The sequence below is a fragment of the Pengzhenrongella sicca genome (assembly GCF_017569225.1).
Taxonomy (GTDB): Bacteria; Actinomycetota; Actinomycetes; order Actinomycetales; family Cellulomonadaceae; genus Pengzhenrongella; species Pengzhenrongella sicca.
Window position 1 is genome coordinate 2,266,117 of sequence record NZ_CP071868.1, and the last position, 15,603, is coordinate 2,281,719.

The 15,603-nt window shown below is 76.2% G+C and carries 15 protein-coding genes and 1 riboswitch; all 15 genes read left to right on the top strand.

Annotated features, from left to right (window positions below):
• The first annotated feature begins 27 nt into the window (after window positions 1–27).
• The 15 genes from pyrF to ribH all read left to right on the top strand — a co-directional run bounded on the left by pyrF (window position 28) and on the right by ribH (window position 15,603).
• Entirely contained in the window at window positions 28–858 is an 831-nt protein-coding gene (gene pyrF, locus J4E96_RS10325) for an orotidine-5'-phosphate decarboxylase (protein ID WP_406620458.1), read from the top strand.
• 180 nt (window positions 859–1,038) lie between these two features.
• Entirely contained in the window at window positions 1,039–1,350 is a 312-nt protein-coding gene (gene mihF, locus J4E96_RS10330) for an integration host factor, actinobacterial type (RefSeq protein WP_227422029.1), read from the top strand.
• 119 nt (window positions 1,351–1,469) lie between these two features.
• Window positions 1,470–2,036: a guanylate kinase gene (gene gmk, locus J4E96_RS10335; protein ID WP_227422030.1), complete on the top strand. Its 567-nt coding sequence runs from the start codon at window positions 1,470–1,472 to the stop codon at window positions 2,034–2,036.
• Window positions 2,037–2,134: 98 nt separating this feature from the next.
• The gene (gene rpoZ, locus J4E96_RS10340) at window positions 2,135–2,398 is read left to right on the top strand and encodes a DNA-directed RNA polymerase subunit omega (RefSeq protein WP_227422031.1); all 264 of its coding nucleotides are present in this window, start codon (window positions 2,135–2,137) and stop codon (window positions 2,396–2,398) included.
• Between the two features lie 28 nt (window positions 2,399–2,426).
• Window positions 2,427–3,629: a bifunctional phosphopantothenoylcysteine decarboxylase/phosphopantothenate--cysteine ligase CoaBC gene (gene coaBC / locus J4E96_RS10345; protein WP_227422032.1), complete on the top strand. Its 1,203-nt coding sequence runs from the start codon at window positions 2,427–2,429 to the stop codon at window positions 3,627–3,629.
• A gap of 65 nt (window positions 3,630–3,694) precedes the next feature.
• Entirely contained in the window at window positions 3,695–4,897 is a 1,203-nt protein-coding gene (metK, locus tag J4E96_RS10350) for a methionine adenosyltransferase (RefSeq protein WP_227422033.1), read from the top strand.
• A gap of 190 nt (window positions 4,898–5,087) precedes the next feature.
• Window positions 5,088–7,229, top strand: coding sequence for a primosomal protein N' (locus J4E96_RS10355; RefSeq protein ID WP_227425724.1), 2,142 nt, complete (start codon window positions 5,088–5,090; stop codon window positions 7,227–7,229).
• The gene (locus tag J4E96_RS10360) at window positions 7,226–7,858 is read left to right on the top strand and encodes an HAD family hydrolase (RefSeq protein ID WP_227422034.1); all 633 of its coding nucleotides are present in this window, start codon (window positions 7,226–7,228) and stop codon (window positions 7,856–7,858) included. Before J4E96_RS10355 ends, J4E96_RS10360 begins: the two co-directional genes overlap by 4 nt.
• A 9-nt stretch (window positions 7,859–7,867) precedes the next feature.
• Window positions 7,868–8,815 (top strand): methionyl-tRNA formyltransferase, encoded by a 948-nt coding sequence (locus J4E96_RS10365; RefSeq protein WP_227422035.1) that lies wholly within the window; start codon window positions 7,868–7,870, stop codon window positions 8,813–8,815.
• Entirely contained in the window at window positions 8,812–10,404 is a 1,593-nt protein-coding gene (locus J4E96_RS10370) for an RsmB/NOP family class I SAM-dependent RNA methyltransferase (RefSeq protein ID WP_227422036.1), read from the top strand. The genes J4E96_RS10365 and J4E96_RS10370 overlap by 4 nt, the downstream gene beginning before the upstream one ends.
• A 492-nt stretch (window positions 10,405–10,896) precedes the next feature.
• Complete coding sequence (gene rpe, locus J4E96_RS10375) at window positions 10,897–11,565, top strand: ribulose-phosphate 3-epimerase (protein WP_227422037.1); 669 nt, start codon at window positions 10,897–10,899, stop codon at window positions 11,563–11,565.
• 128 nt (window positions 11,566–11,693) lie between these two features.
• A riboswitch (FMN riboswitch) is annotated at window positions 11,694–11,833 on the top strand.
• A 233-nt stretch (window positions 11,834–12,066) separates the two neighbouring features.
• Complete coding sequence (gene ribD / locus J4E96_RS10380; protein WP_227425725.1) at window positions 12,067–13,131, top strand: bifunctional diaminohydroxyphosphoribosylaminopyrimidine deaminase/5-amino-6-(5-phosphoribosylamino)uracil reductase RibD; 1,065 nt, start codon at window positions 12,067–12,069, stop codon at window positions 13,129–13,131.
• Window positions 13,131–13,754 carry a riboflavin synthase gene (locus J4E96_RS10385; RefSeq protein ID WP_227422038.1) on the top strand — a complete coding sequence of 208 codons (624 nt, stop codon included), beginning with the start codon at window positions 13,131–13,133 and terminating at the stop codon, window positions 13,752–13,754. Before ribD ends, J4E96_RS10385 begins: the two co-directional genes overlap by 1 nt.
• Window positions 13,751–15,139: a 3,4-dihydroxy-2-butanone-4-phosphate synthase gene (ribB, locus tag J4E96_RS10390; protein ID WP_227422039.1), complete on the top strand. Its 1,389-nt coding sequence runs from the start codon at window positions 13,751–13,753 to the stop codon at window positions 15,137–15,139. The genes J4E96_RS10385 and ribB overlap by 4 nt, the downstream gene beginning before the upstream one ends.
• The gene (gene ribH, locus J4E96_RS10395) at window positions 15,136–15,603 is read left to right on the top strand and encodes a 6,7-dimethyl-8-ribityllumazine synthase (RefSeq protein WP_227422040.1); all 468 of its coding nucleotides are present in this window, start codon (window positions 15,136–15,138) and stop codon (window positions 15,601–15,603) included. The genes ribB and ribH overlap by 4 nt, the downstream gene beginning before the upstream one ends.

Consider the following 15,603-nt stretch of genomic DNA (forward strand, 5'->3'; position numbering starts at 1 on the left):
CCGTTCGGCGCCCGCCTGGCCACCGCCATGGACGTGCACGGGCCCCTGTGCGTCGGCATCGACCCGCACCCGGGCCTGCTCGCCGCCTGGGGGCTGCCCGACGACGCCACGGGGATGCGCGAGTTCGCCGCCCGGGTGATGGACGCCGTCGGCGGGCATGTCGCGGCGGTCAAGCCGCAGTCGGCCCTGTTCGAGCGGCACGGCTCCGCCGGCGTCGCCGTGCTCGAGGAGGTCGTCGCGGCCGGCCGCTCGGCCGGCACGCTCGTCATCGTCGACGCCAAGCGCGGCGACATCGGCTCGACCATGACCGCCTACGCCGACGCCTACCTACGCGACGGGTCCCCGCTGGCCGGCGACGCCCTGACCGTCTCGCCGTTCCTGGGCTTCGGCTCGCTCGGCCCGGCCGTCGAGGCCGCGCTCGCCACCGGGCGCGGCCTGTTCGTGCTGGCCCTGACGTCCAACCCCGAGGGCGCGAGCGTCCAGCACGCCGCCGCGCCCGCGCCGGCGACCGACAGCGTCGCGGGCATGATCGCCGCCGCGGCAGGCGAGCTCAACGCGGCGGAACTCGCGCGCACGGGCGCGCAGCTCGGTTCGGTCGGCCTCGTCGTGGGCGCGACGGTGGGCGACGCCGTGCGCCGGCTGGGCCTCGACCTCGCCGCGGTGCGCGGCCCGCTGCTGGCCCCGGGCGTCGGCGCGCAGGGGGCGGGAGCCGCGGAACTGGCCGCCGTGTTCGGTGCCGCGCGCGGCGCGGTGCTCGCCTCGTCCTCCCGGTCCGTCCTCGCGGCGGGGCCCGACGTCAGCGCGTTGCGCGAGGCTGCGCGGCGCGGCGCGGACAACGCCACAATTGCCCTACGCTAGGGCGCTCAGCATCTTTCAAGCAGGTGCTGGCAGGACACTGCATGACCCCCGATCCGTGACCGCGCTCCACCCCGGCCCCAATCGGCCGGAGGCGGTCACGACACGGCCCGCATTGCCTCTGGGCGGCGCGGTCGCTAGGTTCAGAAGCACGTTCCCACCACCACGATGAGGTGACATCGCGTGGCCCTTCCGCCGCTCACTCCCGAACAACGTGCTGCCGCGTTGCAGAAGGCCACCGCGGCGCGGCAAGCCCGCGCCGAGGTCAAGAACCGCCTCAAGTACTCCCAGGGCTCGATCTCCGAAGTGATCGCCCAGGGCCAGCAGGACGACGTCATCGGCAAGCTCAAGGTCGTCGCCCTGCTCGAGTCCATGCCGGGCGTCGGCAAGGTCAAGGCCCGAGCGATCATGTCCGAGATCGGGATCTCCGAGACCCGGCGGGTCCGCGGGCTCGGCCCGCACCAGGCGAAGGCGCTCGTCGAGCGCTTCGGCTGACCCGAGGCCGGGGCAGTCGCGGGCGGGGTCTATCCTCGACCCCGCCCGTTCCGCTCGTGCTCGCGCCCGCTCGACGGTGCACGGACGCCCGCACAACCTTCAGGAGACCCGCCCCGCCCATGACGTCGTCAGCCCGGCTCGCCGTCCTCGCCGGACCCACCGCCGTCGGCAAGGGAACCGTCTCCGCCGACATCCGCGCGCGCTACCCCGAGGTCTGGCTCTCCGTGTCGGCGACGACTCGGTCGGCCCGCCCGGGCGAGGTCGACGGGGTGCACTACCACTTCGTGACCGACTCCGTCTTCGACCGCATGGTCGCCGGCGGCGAGCTGCTCGAGTGGGCCGTCGTGCACGGCAAGAACCGGTACGGCACCCCGCGTGCGCCCGTCGAGGCGCGGCTCGCCGCGGGGGAGCCCGCGCTGCTCGAGATCGATCTGCAGGGCGCGCGTCAGGTCCGCCAGACGATGCCGGGCGCGCTGTTCGTGTTCCTCACCCCACCGTCGTGGGCCGAGCTCGAACGCCGGCTCGTCGGGCGGGGCACCGAGGGCCCGGCCGAGCGCGAGCGGCGCCTGACCACGGCCAAGGTGGAGCTCGCCGCGGAGCCGGAGTTCGACGTCTCGATCGTGAACGACGACGTGCACCGCGCCACGGACGAGCTCATCCAGGTCATGGGACTGCCGACCCGGTAGACTATGTCGCTGGTCCACCCCACGAGCCCACGTGCCACCGGCGATCGACACCGGTGGCACGGCCCGAAGATCCGCATCGAGATCCACCAGGAGCACATGTGTCCGGAACCGTCGCCGCGCCCATCGGCATCACCGACCCGCCCATCGACAAGCTGCTCGAGAAGGCCGACTCCAAGTACGCCCTGGTGATCTACTCCGCCAAGCGCGCCCGCCAGATCAACGCGTACTACTCGCAGCTCAACGAGGGCCTGCTCGAGTACGTCGGGCCGCTCGTCGAGACCCGCCCGCAGGAGAAGCCGCTGTCGATCGCGATGCGCGAGATCAACCAGGGCCTGCTCACCATCACGCCCACCGACGCCTGAGCCCAGGGCACTGAACGGCGGCTCGCACGTGCGCATCGTCCTCGGAGTTGCCGGCGGGATCGCCGCGTACAAGGCGGTCCTGCTGCTACGGCTGCTGCGTGAGGCCGGCCACGAGGTGCGGGTCGTCCCGACCCGGGCCGCGCTGGAGTTCGTCGGCCGGCCGACGTGGGAGGCCCTGTCCGGGCAGCCCGCGACGTCCGACGTTTTCGACGACGCCGCGCACGTCCCGCACGTCACGCTGGGGCAGGGCGCCGACCTCGTGATCGTCGCGCCGGCCACGGCCGACCTGCTCTCGCGCGCCGCCACGGGCCGGGCCGACGACCTGCTCACGTCCACGCTGCTCACCGCGAGCTGCCCCGTGCTGCTCGCCCCCGCGATGCACACGGAGATGTGGCAGCACGCGGCGACCCGCGCGAACGTCGCGACGCTGCGCGCCCGCGGGGTGCACGTGCTCGAACCCGCGCAGGGCCGCCTGACCGGCACGGACACGGGGCCGGGCCGCCTGCCGGAGCCCGCGGAGATCGCCGCCGCGGCGCTCGAGCTCGTCGTCGCGCACCCCCAGGACCTCGCCGGCCGGCACGTCGTCGTCTCCGCGGGCGGCACGCGCGAGCCGCTCGACCCGGTGCGCTACCTCGGCAACCGGTCCTCCGGGCGGCAGGGGTACGCGCTCGCGCGCGCGGCCCGCGCCCGCGGGGCTCGCGTGACCCTCGTCGCCGCGAACGTGACGCTGCCCGCCCCGGCCGGCGTCGCCGTCGTCGCCGTCGAGACCACGGCCGAGCTGCGCGAGCAGGTGCGTGCCGCGGCGCGCACCGCCGACGTCGTCGTGATGGCGGCCGCCGTCGCCGACTTCCGGCCCGTCGTCGCCGCGAGCCACAAGATCAAGAAGCGCGCCGACGGGCTGATCGAGCCCATCGTGCTCGAGGTCAACCCCGACATCCTGGCCGAGCTCGCGGCCCAGCGCCTGGTGCCCGGGCAGGTCGTGGTCGGGTTCGCCGCCGAGACGGGCGACGAGAGCGCCGACGTCGTCGAGCACGGCCGGGCCAAGGCCCGCCGCAAGGGCGCCGACCTGCTCGCCGTGAACGCCGTCGGCGGCGGGCTCGGGTTCGGCGCCGTCGACAACGCCGTCACCATCCTCGACGGGCGCGGCGAGGTCGTCGGCAAGTGCGCCGGCACCAAGGACCAGGTCGCCCACGCGGTGTGGGACGCGGTCGGGCCGTTGCTGCGGCGCTAGCGGTACTACCCAGCCGGCCGGCGGAGCTGGTGAGGACACCGGGACCGCGCTACTACGCTGGGCCCATGACTGCTGCCGACTTGCGCCTGTTCACGTCAGAGTCCGTGACGGAGGGCCACCCCGACAAGGTCTGTGACCAGATCTCCGACGCGATCCTCGACGCGCTGCTCGAGCAGGACCCCGCCGCCCGCGTGGCCGTCGAGACCATGGTCACGACCGGGCTCGTGCACGTGGCCGGCGAGGTGACCACGAGCGCGTACGTCGAGATCCCGCAGGTCGTGCGACAGGTGGTCCGCGAGATCGGATACACGTCGTCCCGGATCGGGTTCGACGGCGACTCGTGCGGCGTGTCCGTCTCGATCGGCGCACAGTCGCCCGACATCGCGCAGGGCGTCGACAAGGCCTGGGAGATGCGCCAGGACGCGGGCGACCTCGACCCGCTCGACGCCCAGGGCGCCGGCGACCAGGGGTTCATGTTCGGGTACGCGAGCGACGAGACGCCGTCGCTCATGCCGCTGCCGATCTGGCTGTCGCACCGGCTCGCTGAGCGGCTCGCGCTGGTCCGCAAGCAGGGGCTCGTGCCCGGGCTGCGGCCGGACGGCAAGACCCAGGTGACCATCGGGTACGACGGCGACCGCCCCGTCCGGGTCGACACCGTGGTGGTCTCGACCCAGCACGACCCCGACGTCCAGCTCGAGACCGAGCTGGCGCCGCGGATCGCCGAGCTCGTCGTGGCCCCCGTGCTCGCGACCGTCGACCTCGACGCCGCCGGCTTCCGGCTGCTCGTCAACCCGACCGGGATGTTCGTCATCGGCGGGCCGCAGGGCGACGCCGGGCTCACCGGCCGCAAGATCATCGTCGACACCTACGGCGGCATGGCACGCCACGGCGGCGGCGCGTTCTCCGGCAAGGACCCGTCGAAGGTGGACCGGTCCGGCGCCTACGCGATGCGCTGGGTCGCCAAGAACGTCGTGGCCGCGGGGCTCGCGCGGCGCTGCGAGGTGCAGGTCGCCTACGCGATCGGCAAGGCGCAGCCCGTCGGCGTGTACGTCGAGACGTTCGGCACCGAGACCGTCCCGCTCGGCCGGCTCACGGCCGCGATCCGCGACGTGTTCGACCTCCGGCCGGCCGCGATCATCCGCGACCTGGACCTCCTGCGGCCGATCTACCGGTCCACTGCGGCCTACGGGCACTTCGGCCGCGAGCTGCCCGACTTCACCTGGGAGCGCACCGACCGCGTCGCCGACCTCCAGTCGCACTTCTCCTGACCCGCCCGCGGCGGGTCGCGCCGCCGGGGTGGCCGGCGGTGGCGGCGCTGCCTGTGGAGGCGCTGCCTGTGGAGGCGCGCGGCGGCGCGTGGGCGACGCGTGGTGGGATGACGCGGTGGGGAATGACGCGGTGGACGACGTGAGCGAGGCAACCCGTGGCGGTGGCGCCGCGGCGGACGGCGAGCAGCTGATGCTCGCGGGGCTGCCCGCGGCGCGCGCTCCCCGCGCCCCGCGCTCGGCGGCCGCGGTCCCGATCGCGGCGGAGCTGCCCGTCGCCCGCGTGTGCATCGACCTTCCGCCGGCCCACCTCGACCGCGCGTTCGAGTACCTCGTGCCGGCCGCGCTCGACGACGTCGCCCGCCCCGGCACGCGCATCAAGCTCCGGTTCGGCCGGCAGGACGTGGACGGCTTCCTGCTCGAGCGCGTCGCCGTCGCCGAGCACGCGGGCGAGCTCGCGCCCGTGCGCAAGGTCGTCTCCGGCGAGGCCGTGCTGACGCCGGAGGTGCGCCGACTCGCCCGCGCGGTCGCCGACCGGTACGCCGGCACCCTCGCGGACGTGCTGCGCCTCGCGATCCCGCCCCGGCACGCGCGGGTCGAGGCCGAGTCGGCCGCGGCGACCCCGGCCTTGCCGGGCGCGCCAACCGCGCCGGCCCTGCCGGACGCACCGGCCCTGCCGGGCGCGCCGACCCCAGCCGCGCCGACGCCGTCGGGCACGGCCTGGGCCGACCACCGCGGCGGGGGCGCCTTCCTCGCGCACCTGAGCGCCGGGCACGCGCCTCGCGCGGTGTGGACCGCCCTTCCGGGCGGGCCCGGTCGCGGGTGGGCGGACGCGATCGCGCAGGCCGTTGTCGCCACCGCGCTCAGCGGCCGCGGCTCGCTCGTCGTGGTGCCCGACGCGCGCGACGTCGACCAGGTGGCGGCCGCGCTCGTCAGCGCCGGCGTCGCGGCCTGGGCGCCGGGCGCCGCCGGTGGGTTCACGCGCCTCACGGCGGACGACGGCCCGGCGCAGCGGTACCGGTCGTTCCTCGCGGTGCTGCGCGGGGGCGCGCAGGTCGCGATCGGCACCCGCGCCGCGGCGTGGGCCCCGGTGCGCGACCTCGGCCTCGTCGTGTGCTGGGATGACTCCGACGACCTGCACGCGGAGCCGCGCGCGCCGTACCCGCACGTGCGCGAGGTCCTCGCGCTGCGGGCGGAGCTGCTCGGCTGCGCCGCGCTCATCGGCGGTCACGCCCGCACGACCGAGGCCCAGCAGCTCGTGGCCGCCGGCTGGGCGCAGCCGCTGCAGGCCGACCGCGCGACCGTGCGCGCCCGGACCCCCCGCGTGCGCGCGCTCACCTCGATCGACCTGGCCCGCGAGGGCGCCGCGGGGGCCGCCCGCCTGCCGGGGGAGGCCTGGCAGGCCGCGCGCAAGGCCCTCGCGGTCGGCCCCGTGCTGGTCCAGGTCCCGCGCGCCGGGTACCTGCCGGCGGTCGCGTGCGCGCGCTGTCGCGCCATCGCGCGGTGCGGCGCCTGCCACGGCCCGCTCGCCCTCGGCTCGGCCGCGGGCGTCCCGCAGTGCACCTGGTGCGGCGTGCTCGCGACCGGCTGGCGCTGCGACGAGTGCGGCGCGGGCGCGCTGCGCTCGATCCGTGTCGGCTCCGACCGGACCGCGGAGGAGCTGGGTCGCGCCTTCCCGGGGGTCCCCGTGCGGATCTCGGGAGCGTCGTCGGTCGCGGGCGTGCTCGCGCGGGTCGAGGACCGGCCGGCGCTCGTCGTCGCGACGCCGGGGGCCGAGCCGGTCGCCGACGGCGGCTACGCCGCGGCGCTGCTCCTGGACGCCGCCGTCAGCACGGCACGCGTATCCCTGCACACGGGGGAGGAGGCCGTGCACCGGTGGCTGACCGCCGCGGCGCTCGTGCGCCCGGCCGGCGAGGGTGGCGTCGTGCTGCTCGTGGGCGACGCCGCGCCCGCGCCCACGCAGGCGCTCGTGCGCTGGGACCCGGTGGGTTTCGCGGAGCGCGAGCTGGCCGAGCGCGCCGAGCTCGCCCTGCCGCCCGCGGTGCGGATCGCGGCCGTCACCGGCACCCGGGACGCCGTCCTGGCCGTGCTCGCACGGCTCGACCTGCCCGCCGGCGCACAGGTGCTCGGACCCGTCGCGGTCGACGAGCCGGCGCGACCGGGGGCCCGGGACGGCGGGGGCACGCTCGAGCGACCGGTGCGCGCCATCATCCGGGCACCGCTGCCCGCCGGCGGCGCCCTCGCGGCCACGCTCGCGGCGTCGGCGGCGGTGCGCAGCCTGCGCCGGGAGACCGGCACGGCCCGGATCCAGCTCGACCCACGGGAGATGATGTGACGGACGGTATCGACGCGGTCGTGTTCGACCTCGGCAACGTGCTGGTGCGCTGGGACCCCTACCTGCCGTTCCACGGCCGGATGGCGCGCGCCGACGTCGACGAGTTCTTCGCCGAGATCGACTTCGCACGGTTCAACCAGCGGCAGGACGCGGGCCGCAGCTGGGCGCAGGCGCGCGCGTGGACCGCCGAGCGGTTCCCGCAACACGTGGGGGCGGTCGACCTGTACCTCGAGCATTTCGCGGCCTCGCTGCCGGGCCCGGTCGCGGGGTCGGCCGCGGTGGTGCGCGAGCTCGTCGCGGGCGGCGTACGGGTGCTGGGGCTGACCAACTGGTCGGCCGAGACGTACCGGCACGCGGTTCCGGCCGCGCCGGCGATCGGCCTGCTCGAGGGCGTGGTCGTTTCCGGGCAGGAGGGCGTCGCCAAGCCCGACCCGAGGATCTTCGCGGTGCTGCGCGAGCGCTACGGGCTCGACCCAGAGCGAACGGTCTTCACGGACGACTCGCCCGTGAACGTCGCGGCGGCGGCGCGCGCCGGCTTCCACGGCCTGCTGTTCACGGACGCCGCCACGCTGCGCCGGGACCTGCGCACGCACGGCCTGCCCGTCGGGGCCCCGCCGCCCCGCACCTAGACTCGCCGCATGCGATTGCTCTTTGCCGGCACCCCGCAGGTCGCCGTACCTGCCCTGGAGGCTCTGCTCGACTCCCGGCACGAGGTGGTCGCCGTGCTCACCCGGCCGGACGCCCGCGCCGGGCGGGGCCGGACCCTCGCGGCCAGCCCGATCAAGCGCCGCGCCGCCGAGGCGGGGCTCGAGGTGCTGACCCCGCGCCGCCCCGGCGACGACGACTTCCAGCGGCGGCTGGCCGAGCTCACGGTCGACTGCGCGCCCGTCGTCGCGTACGGCGCGCTCCTGCCGGCCGCGGTGCTGAGCACCCCGAAGAACGGCTGGGTCAACCTGCACTTCTCGGTGCTTCCCGCCTGGCGCGGCGCCGCGCCGGTGCAGCACGCCGTCATCGCCGGCGACGAGGTCACCGGCGCGAGCACGTTCCTGATCGAGAAGGGCCTCGACACCGGGCCCGTGTTCGGCACGCTGACCGAGACCATCCGCCCGCGCGACACCGCCGGCGACCTGCTCGGGCGCCTCGCCGTCGGCGGCGCGAGCCTGCTCGTCGCGACGCTCGACGCGATCGAGTCCGGCGACGTCAGCCCCGTCCCGCAACCCACCGTCGGGATCAGCCAGGCGCCGCGACTGGAGGTCGACGACGCCCGCGTGCGCTGGGAGCACCCCGCTGCGGCGGTCGACCGCCGGGTCCGCGGCTGCACCCCGGCTCCGGGCGCCTGGACCACGACCCCCGACGGCGCTCGGCTCAAGCTCGGCCCCGTGCTGCCCCGGCCGGACGTCACCGACCTCGCGCCCGGCGCCGTCCGCGCCGGCCGGGACGAGGTGCTGGTCGGCACCGCCACCCACGCCGTCGCCCTCGGCGACGTGTCGCCCGCGGGCAAGCGCGCGATGGCGGCCGCGGACTGGGCGCGCGGCGCCCGGCTGCCCGCCGACGCCGTCCTCGGCTCCGAGCAGGTCGCGGCATGAGCGCCGAGGAGCACGGCCCGGCGCGCAGCGACCGGCCCGAGGGCGGCCGCGGCCCCGACCAGCGGGGCGGCGGTTCCGACCGCCGGGAAGGCGGCTCCGATCACCGTGACGCGCGCGGTCGCGAGCGGGGCGCCGCACGCGCGAGTGGGCAGGGCCACCGCACCGCCGCCGCGCCGGCCGCGCGCCGGCGGGGGACCGACCTCGCCCGCGGCGCCGCGTTCGACGTCCTGCGCGCGGTCGACGGCTCCGACTCCTACGCCAACCTGGTGCTGCCCCCGATGCTGCGCGACCGGGGCATCTCGGGCCGCGACGCGGCCTTCGCCACGGAGCTCGCCTACGGCACGCTGCGGCTGCGCGGCCGCTACGACGCCATCATCGAGATCTGCGCCGCGCGCACCCTCGACCGGATCGAGCCCGAGGTGCTCGACCTGCTCCGCCTCGGGACGCACCAGCTCCTCGGCATGCGGGTCCCCGCGCACGCGGCGGTCTCCGAGACGGTCGGCCTCGCGCGCGAGCGGACCGGCGTCGGCAGCGGGCAGTTCGTCAACGCGGTGCTGCGGTCCGTCGGACGGGAGTCCCTCGAGACGTGGCTGGAGAAGGTCGGCGCCGCGGCCGACCCGGCCGGCACCGACCCCGTCGCGCGGCTCGCCGCGACCGAGAGCCATCCCACCTGGGTGACCCGCGCGCTGCGCGAGGCGCTCGTCGGCAACGGCCGGTCCGCGGAGGAGCTCGGCGACCTGCTGCGCGCCGACAACGTCGCGCCGCACGTGACCCTCGTCGCGCGACCCGGCCTGATCCGCACCTACGACCTGCTGCAGCAGACCCGCAACGCGGGGACCCGCGGGCGCTGGGCCTCGACCGCCGTCGTGCTCAGCGGGGGAGACCCCGGCGGAATCCCCGCGATCCGCGACGGGCTCGCCGGGGTGCAGGACGAGGGCAGCCAGCTGGTCACCCTCGCGCTCGCCGCGGCCAACCTCATCGGGGAGCGGGACGAGCGCTGGCTCGACCTGTGCGCCGGGCCTGGAGGCAAGGCCGCGCTGCTCGGGATGCTCGCGCACGAGCGCGGCGCCCGGATCGTCGCGAACGAGGTCACCCCGCACCGCGTGCGGCTCGTCGAGCACGCGCTCGCGTCGCTACCGCCCGAGGCCGTCGAGGAGATCCGCACCGGCGACGGCCGAGCCGTCGGGCAGGACGAGCCGGGCAGCTACGACCGCGTGCTCGTCGACGCGCCGTGCACGGGGCTCGGCGCGCTGCGCCGGCGGCCCGAGGCCCGGTGGCGGCGCACGCCCGCCGACCTCAGCCAGCTCGGGGCGCTGCAGCGCGAGCTGCTCGCCTCCGCACTGGACGCCGTCCGGCCCGGCGGCGTGGTCGGCTACGTCACCTGTTCGCCGCACCTCGCCGAGACGCAGCTCGTGGTCAAGGACGTGCTCCGCAAGCGCGACGACGTCGAGATCCTCGACGCGCGGTCGGCCGTGCGGCGAGTCGCGGGCAACGCGATCCCGCTCGGCGAGCGGCACGACATCCAGCTCTGGCCGCACGTGCACGGCACCGACGCAATGCACCTGACGCTGCTGCGCAAGCACCCTTGAGCGGACGCGGCTCGCCCGGGTTCGCCCGGGTTCGGGCGGAGAGCGGGTCGCGACCTCCGCGCGGGCAACGAGCCGCGCCTTCCGTCCGTGGGCCAGGGAGCCGCGCCGCCCGTGGGGCAGCGACCTCGCCGTCCGCGCGGAGCATGTGACTGCTGGGACAGAAGTGGTCCACCGCCCGACCTCAGCAGTCCTAGCAGCCACTCCCGCACCATGGTCCGCGCGGACGGTGCTCGACCCTGCGCTACCTGCACGCTCCCGGCCCACACGTCGGCCCGCGCTTCGGCGCGCACACCGGCACGCGGCCGATCCTCACCGCCGCACCAGGGACGCACGTGACGCGTGAGACGCAGGGGACGTCACACCAGTCACTCGAGCACCACGCGCACCTCGCGCGTCGGTGCGGTCCGGGCTCCCGGCGCGGTTCGGGCTTCCGGTCCGGGCGCCCCGGCGCGACCCCCGCGGCCAGGGTCACCGGCCGGTACCGTGACCCGCATGGCCGCCCTGATCAACCCCAGCATCCTGTCCGCTGACTTCGCGAACCTCGAGCGCGACCTCGGCGCGATCGCGAACGCCGACTACGCGCACGTCGACGTCATGGACAACCACTTCGTGCCGAACCTGACGCTCGGCCTCCCGCTGGTCGAGCGGCTCGCGCAGGTCTCCCCGGTGCCGCTCGACGTGCACCTGATGATCGAGGACCCGGACCGTTGGGCACCCGGGTTCGCCGAGGCCGGCGCCGCCTCGGTGACCTTCCACGCCGAGGCTGCGCAGGCTCCGGTCCGGCTGGCGCGAGAGCTGCGGCGGCTCGGCGCCCGGGCCGGGCTCGCGCTGCGCCCGGCGACGCCGGTCGAGCCGTTCCTCGACCTGCTCGCGGAGGTCGACATGCTGCTCGTGATGACCGTCGAGCCCGGCTTCGGCGGCCAGTCGTTCATCGATGGCACCCTGCCGAAGATCCGCCGCGCGCGCGCCGCGATCGCCGACGCCGGCCTCGACGTCTGGGTCCAGGTCGACGGCGGGGTGTCTCGGCAGACGATCGAGCGCATCGCCGACGCCGGCGCGAACGTCTTCGTCGCGGGCTCGGCCGTGTACGGCGCGGACAGCCCTGCCGCCGAGATCGACGCCCTGCGCGCCCTGGCAACGTCCGCCCAGCACGTGCACTGAGCCCACCGGCGGGTGTCCCGCGGCTCCCAGCGGGTAAGCCGTGCACAGGCTCGAGCTTGCCGCGCGCCCGCTCGGGCCTGCCCCGCGGGGAGCACGGTCGGGCTGTGGCATGATCGCGGTAGAACACACACGTGCTCCGGGGTCGGTGAAAATCCGAGCCGGCGGTGACAGTCCGCGACCCGATCGAGACCCCTGCCCGGGGAATCGAGCGGTTGACCTGGTGAAACTCCGGGACCGACGGTGAAAGTCCGGATGGGAGGAGCAACGTGGCGGTGTGCGCGGCCTCGGCCGTCGCACCCGTGGTGACGCGCGCGCTCCCCGAGCGCTCGCGCCGCCCATCGTCCCCGGAGCCGCTCAGGCACGGGAGGCTGCATGGCGATCACCGGCACCGCACGACGCGACGACGCGCCGCGCGTCGGCACCGCGACCCGCTCCGACCCAGCGCAGCATTTCGCCCCCGCGCCCCACGCCGACCGTGAGCACGACGTGGAGCTCGCCGCCATGGACCTCGCCCTCGACCTCGCCCGCCGCGGCCCGGCCCACGGGCCGAACCCCCAGGTCGGCTGCGTGCTGCTCGCCGCGCCGTCGCTGACCGACCCGCCCGCCGCCGACCCGTCCGCCGCCGGCGACCTCGCCGGCCGGGTGCTCGCGCAGGGCTGGCACCGGGGCGCCGGCACGCCGCACGCCGAGGCGGCCGCGCTCGCCGCAGCGCGCGTGGCAGGCGTCGACGTGCGCGACGCGACGGCGGTCGTCACCCTCGAGCCGTGCAACCACACCGGCCGCACCGGTCCGTGCGCGAAGGCGCTGCTCGATGCGGGGATCGCACGCGTCGTGATCGCGGTGGCGGACCCGAACCGGGTCGCGGCGGGCGGCGCGGACGTCCTGCGCGCCGCGGGCGTCGACGTCGAGGTCGGGGTGCGCGAGGCCGCCGGCCGCGAACTGCTGCGCACCTGGCTCGCCGCCGTCGAGCGCGAGCGACCGTTCGTCACCCTCAAGCTCGCGACCAGCCTCGACGGCCGGATAGCCGCGCGCGACGGCTCGAGCCGGTGGATCACGTCCGACGTCGCCCGCCAGCACGCGCACGACCTGCGCGCCCAGGTCGACGCCATCGCCGTCGGCACCGGCACCGCCCTCACCGACGACCCGACGCTCACCGCGCGCAACGCCGCCGGCGAGCTCACGGGCCACCAGCCGCTGCGGGTCGTCGTCGGCGACCGCGAGCTCCCGGCGACGGCGCGCCTGCGCGGCCCCGGCGGCGAGCTCGTGCACCTGCGCACGCACGACGTCGGCAAGGTGCTCGCCGAGCTGCACCGCCGCGAGGTGCGCCACCTGCTCGTCGAGGGCGGGCCGACCCTGGCGGCCGCCTTCCTGCGCGCGGGCGTCGTCGACGAGATCCACGCCTACGTCGCGCCCGTGCTGCTCGGGGCCGGCGCCGCCGCCGTCGCCGACCTCGGCATCGACTCGATCGGCGGGGCGCTGCGCTTCGTCGCGCGCGACCCGGTCCCGCTCGGGCCGGACGTGCTCATCGTCGCGACCCCCACGCCCCGTACCCAGAAGGAGACCTGATGTTCACCGGAATCATCGAGGAGCTCGGCACGGTCGTCGCGCTCGAGCGCGCGAGCGGCCCGGCGGGCGGCCGGGACGCCGACGCCCGGATCACCGTCCGCGGCCCGCTGGTCACGTCCGACGCCGCGCTCGGCGACTCGATCTCCGTCGCCGGGGTGTGCCTGACGGTCGCGGCGCTGGGCGAGGGCACCTTCACGTCGGACGTCATGCCCGAGTCCCTGCGCCGCACCTCCCTCGGCGACCTCGAGCCCGGCGCAGCCGTCAACCTCGAGCGCGCGGTCCGCGCCGACGGCCGGCTCGGGGGGCACGTCGTGTCCGGGCACGTCGACGGCGTCGGCCGCATCCTGAGCCGCGCCCCCGGGCCGCGGTGGGACGACGTCGTCGTCGCGATGCCACCCGAGCTCGCCGGCTACGTCGCCGAGAAGGGCTCGATCACGATCAGCGGCGTCTCGCTCACCGTGACGACCGTCGGCCCGGACAGCTTCGGGGTGAGCCTGATCCCGACAACGCTCGCCGCGACGACCCTCGGGGCGCTGCGCGTCGGCGACCCCGTCAACCTGGAGGTAGATGTGATGGCGAAGTACGTCGAGCGACTGCTCACCACGGCCGGGGTGCTCCGATGAGCCGTCCCGCCGCGGCGGCGCTGCCGACGCCGCGCGACCCGGCCGCCGACGCCCCGCGCCCCGCGGGCGCCGACGGCGAGATCCGGCTCGGCACCATCGAGCAGGCGCTGGACGCGCTGCGCGAGGGCCGCCCGGTGCTGGTCGCCGACTCGCCGGACCGCGAGAACGAGGCCGACGTCGTGCTCGCGGCCGGCTCCGCGACGCCCGAGTGGATCGCCTGGACCATCCGGCACTCGTCGGGCTACCTGTGCGCGCCGATGACCTCCGAACGCGCGGACGCCCTGGAGCTGCCGCTGATGGTCCCGCACAGCCAGGACCCGCGCCGCACCGCGTACACCGTGACCGTCGACGCGGCGCGCGGCGTCACGACCGGCATCTCCGCGCACGACCGGGCGCGCACCCTCCGGGTCCTGGCCAACCCGGGCTCGGGCGCCGTCGACCTGATCCGGCCCGGGCATGTGCTGCCGCTGCGCGCCGTCCCGGGCGGGGTACTGCACCGCGCGGGTCACACCGAGGCGGCCGTCGACCTGTGCCGGCTCGCCGGTCTCGCGCCCGTCGGCGCGATCTCCGAGCTCGTCAACGACGACGGCACCATGATGCGGCTCGGCCAGGCCGCTCACCTGGCCGTCCGGGACGAGCTGGTGCTCATCACGATCGCCGACCTGATCGCGTGGCGCCGCGCGCACGGCGACGTCCCGGCGACGGCGGCGGCCGACGACGACGGCGCCCCGGCGATGCCGCGCGTGCACGCCGGCGCGATCGCTGCGCTGCCCACCCGGCACGGGACGTTCCGCGTGCACTCCTACCGGGACCTGCGCACCGGCGCCGACCACGTCGCGCTCGTGTCGGTCCAGCCGTGGGCGGGCACCCCGATCGTCCGGGTGCACTCCGAGTGCCTCACCGGCGACGCGTTCAGCTCGCTGCGTTGCGACTGCGGCCCGCAGCTCGACGCCTCGCTCGAGCGGGCGGCCGCCGAGGGCGGCATCGTCGTCTACGTGCGCGGCCACGAGGGCCGCGGGATCGGGCTCGCGTCCAAGATCGCGGCCTACGAGCTCCAGGACTCCGGCCGGGACACCGTGCAGGCGAACCTCGACCTCGGCTGGCCCGCAGACCGGCGCGAGTACGGCGCCGCGGCGGCGATCCTCACCGACCTCGGCGCCCGCCGCGTGCGGCTGCTCACCAACAACCCGGCGAAGGTCCTCGGCCTGCGCGCGCACGGCGTCGAGGTCACCGAGATGATCGGTCTCGAGGTCGGCCACACCCCGCAGAACGCCGGCTACCTGCACACGAAGGCGGCCGAGATGGGCCACCTGCTCACCCACCCCGCTGGCGGCCCCGCCGGCGCAACCCACCTGCCCGTCACCCCCGAGGAGATCCCCACATGAGCGGTACCGGAGCACCCGACCTGCAGGTCGACGGCAGCGGCTTGTACGTCACCATCGTCGCCGCACGCTGGCACACCGTCGTCATGGACGGCCTGCTCGCGGGCGCGCGGCGCGCGCTGGTCGCCGCCGGCGTCACGGAGATCCGCGAGGTCCGCGTGCCCGGCTCGTTCGAGCTGCCCATCGCGGCGTCGCGCGCCGCCCACCACCGCGCGGACGCGATCGTCGCGCTCGGCGTCGTCATCCGCGGCGGCACCCCGCACTTCGAGTACGTCTGCCAGGCCGCGACCCAGGGCCTGTCCGACGTCGCGCTGCGCTCGGGCGTCCCGGTCGGGTTCGGGCTGCTGACCTGCGACGACGAGGCGCAGGCCATCGACCGCGCCGGGCTGCCCGGCTCGCACGAGGACAAGGGCGCCGACGCGGCGAACGCCGCGATCGCGACCGTCCTCGCCCTGCGCGGCATCTGA

What these genes read in the sequence shown, in the direction of transcription:
- pyrF (WP_406620458.1), top strand. Translation starts at nt 28, where the DNA reads ATGGACGTGCACGGGCCCCTGTGCGTCGGCATCGACCCGCACCCGGGC.
- gmk (WP_227422030.1), top strand. Translation starts at nt 1,470, where the DNA reads ATGACGTCGTCAGCCCGGCTCGCCGTCCTCGCCGGACCCACCGCCGTC.
- metK (WP_227422033.1), top strand. Translation starts at nt 3,695, where the DNA reads ATGACTGCTGCCGACTTGCGCCTGTTCACGTCAGAGTCCGTGACGGAG.
- J4E96_RS10355 (WP_227425724.1), top strand. Translation starts at nt 5,088, where the DNA reads ATGCTCGCGGGGCTGCCCGCGGCGCGCGCTCCCCGCGCCCCGCGCTCG.
- J4E96_RS10365 (WP_227422035.1), top strand. Translation starts at nt 7,868, where the DNA reads ATGCGATTGCTCTTTGCCGGCACCCCGCAGGTCGCCGTACCTGCCCTG.
- J4E96_RS10370 (WP_227422036.1), top strand. Translation starts at nt 8,812, where the DNA reads ATGAGCGCCGAGGAGCACGGCCCGGCGCGCAGCGACCGGCCCGAGGGC.
- rpe (WP_227422037.1), top strand. Translation starts at nt 10,897, where the DNA reads ATGGCCGCCCTGATCAACCCCAGCATCCTGTCCGCTGACTTCGCGAAC.
- ribD (WP_227425725.1), top strand. Translation starts at nt 12,067, where the DNA reads ATGGACCTCGCCCTCGACCTCGCCCGCCGCGGCCCGGCCCACGGGCCG.
- J4E96_RS10385 (WP_227422038.1), top strand. Translation starts at nt 13,131, where the DNA reads ATGTTCACCGGAATCATCGAGGAGCTCGGCACGGTCGTCGCGCTCGAG.
- ribB (WP_227422039.1), top strand. Translation starts at nt 13,751, where the DNA reads ATGAGCCGTCCCGCCGCGGCGGCGCTGCCGACGCCGCGCGACCCGGCC.
- ribH (WP_227422040.1), top strand. Translation starts at nt 15,136, where the DNA reads ATGAGCGGTACCGGAGCACCCGACCTGCAGGTCGACGGCAGCGGCTTG.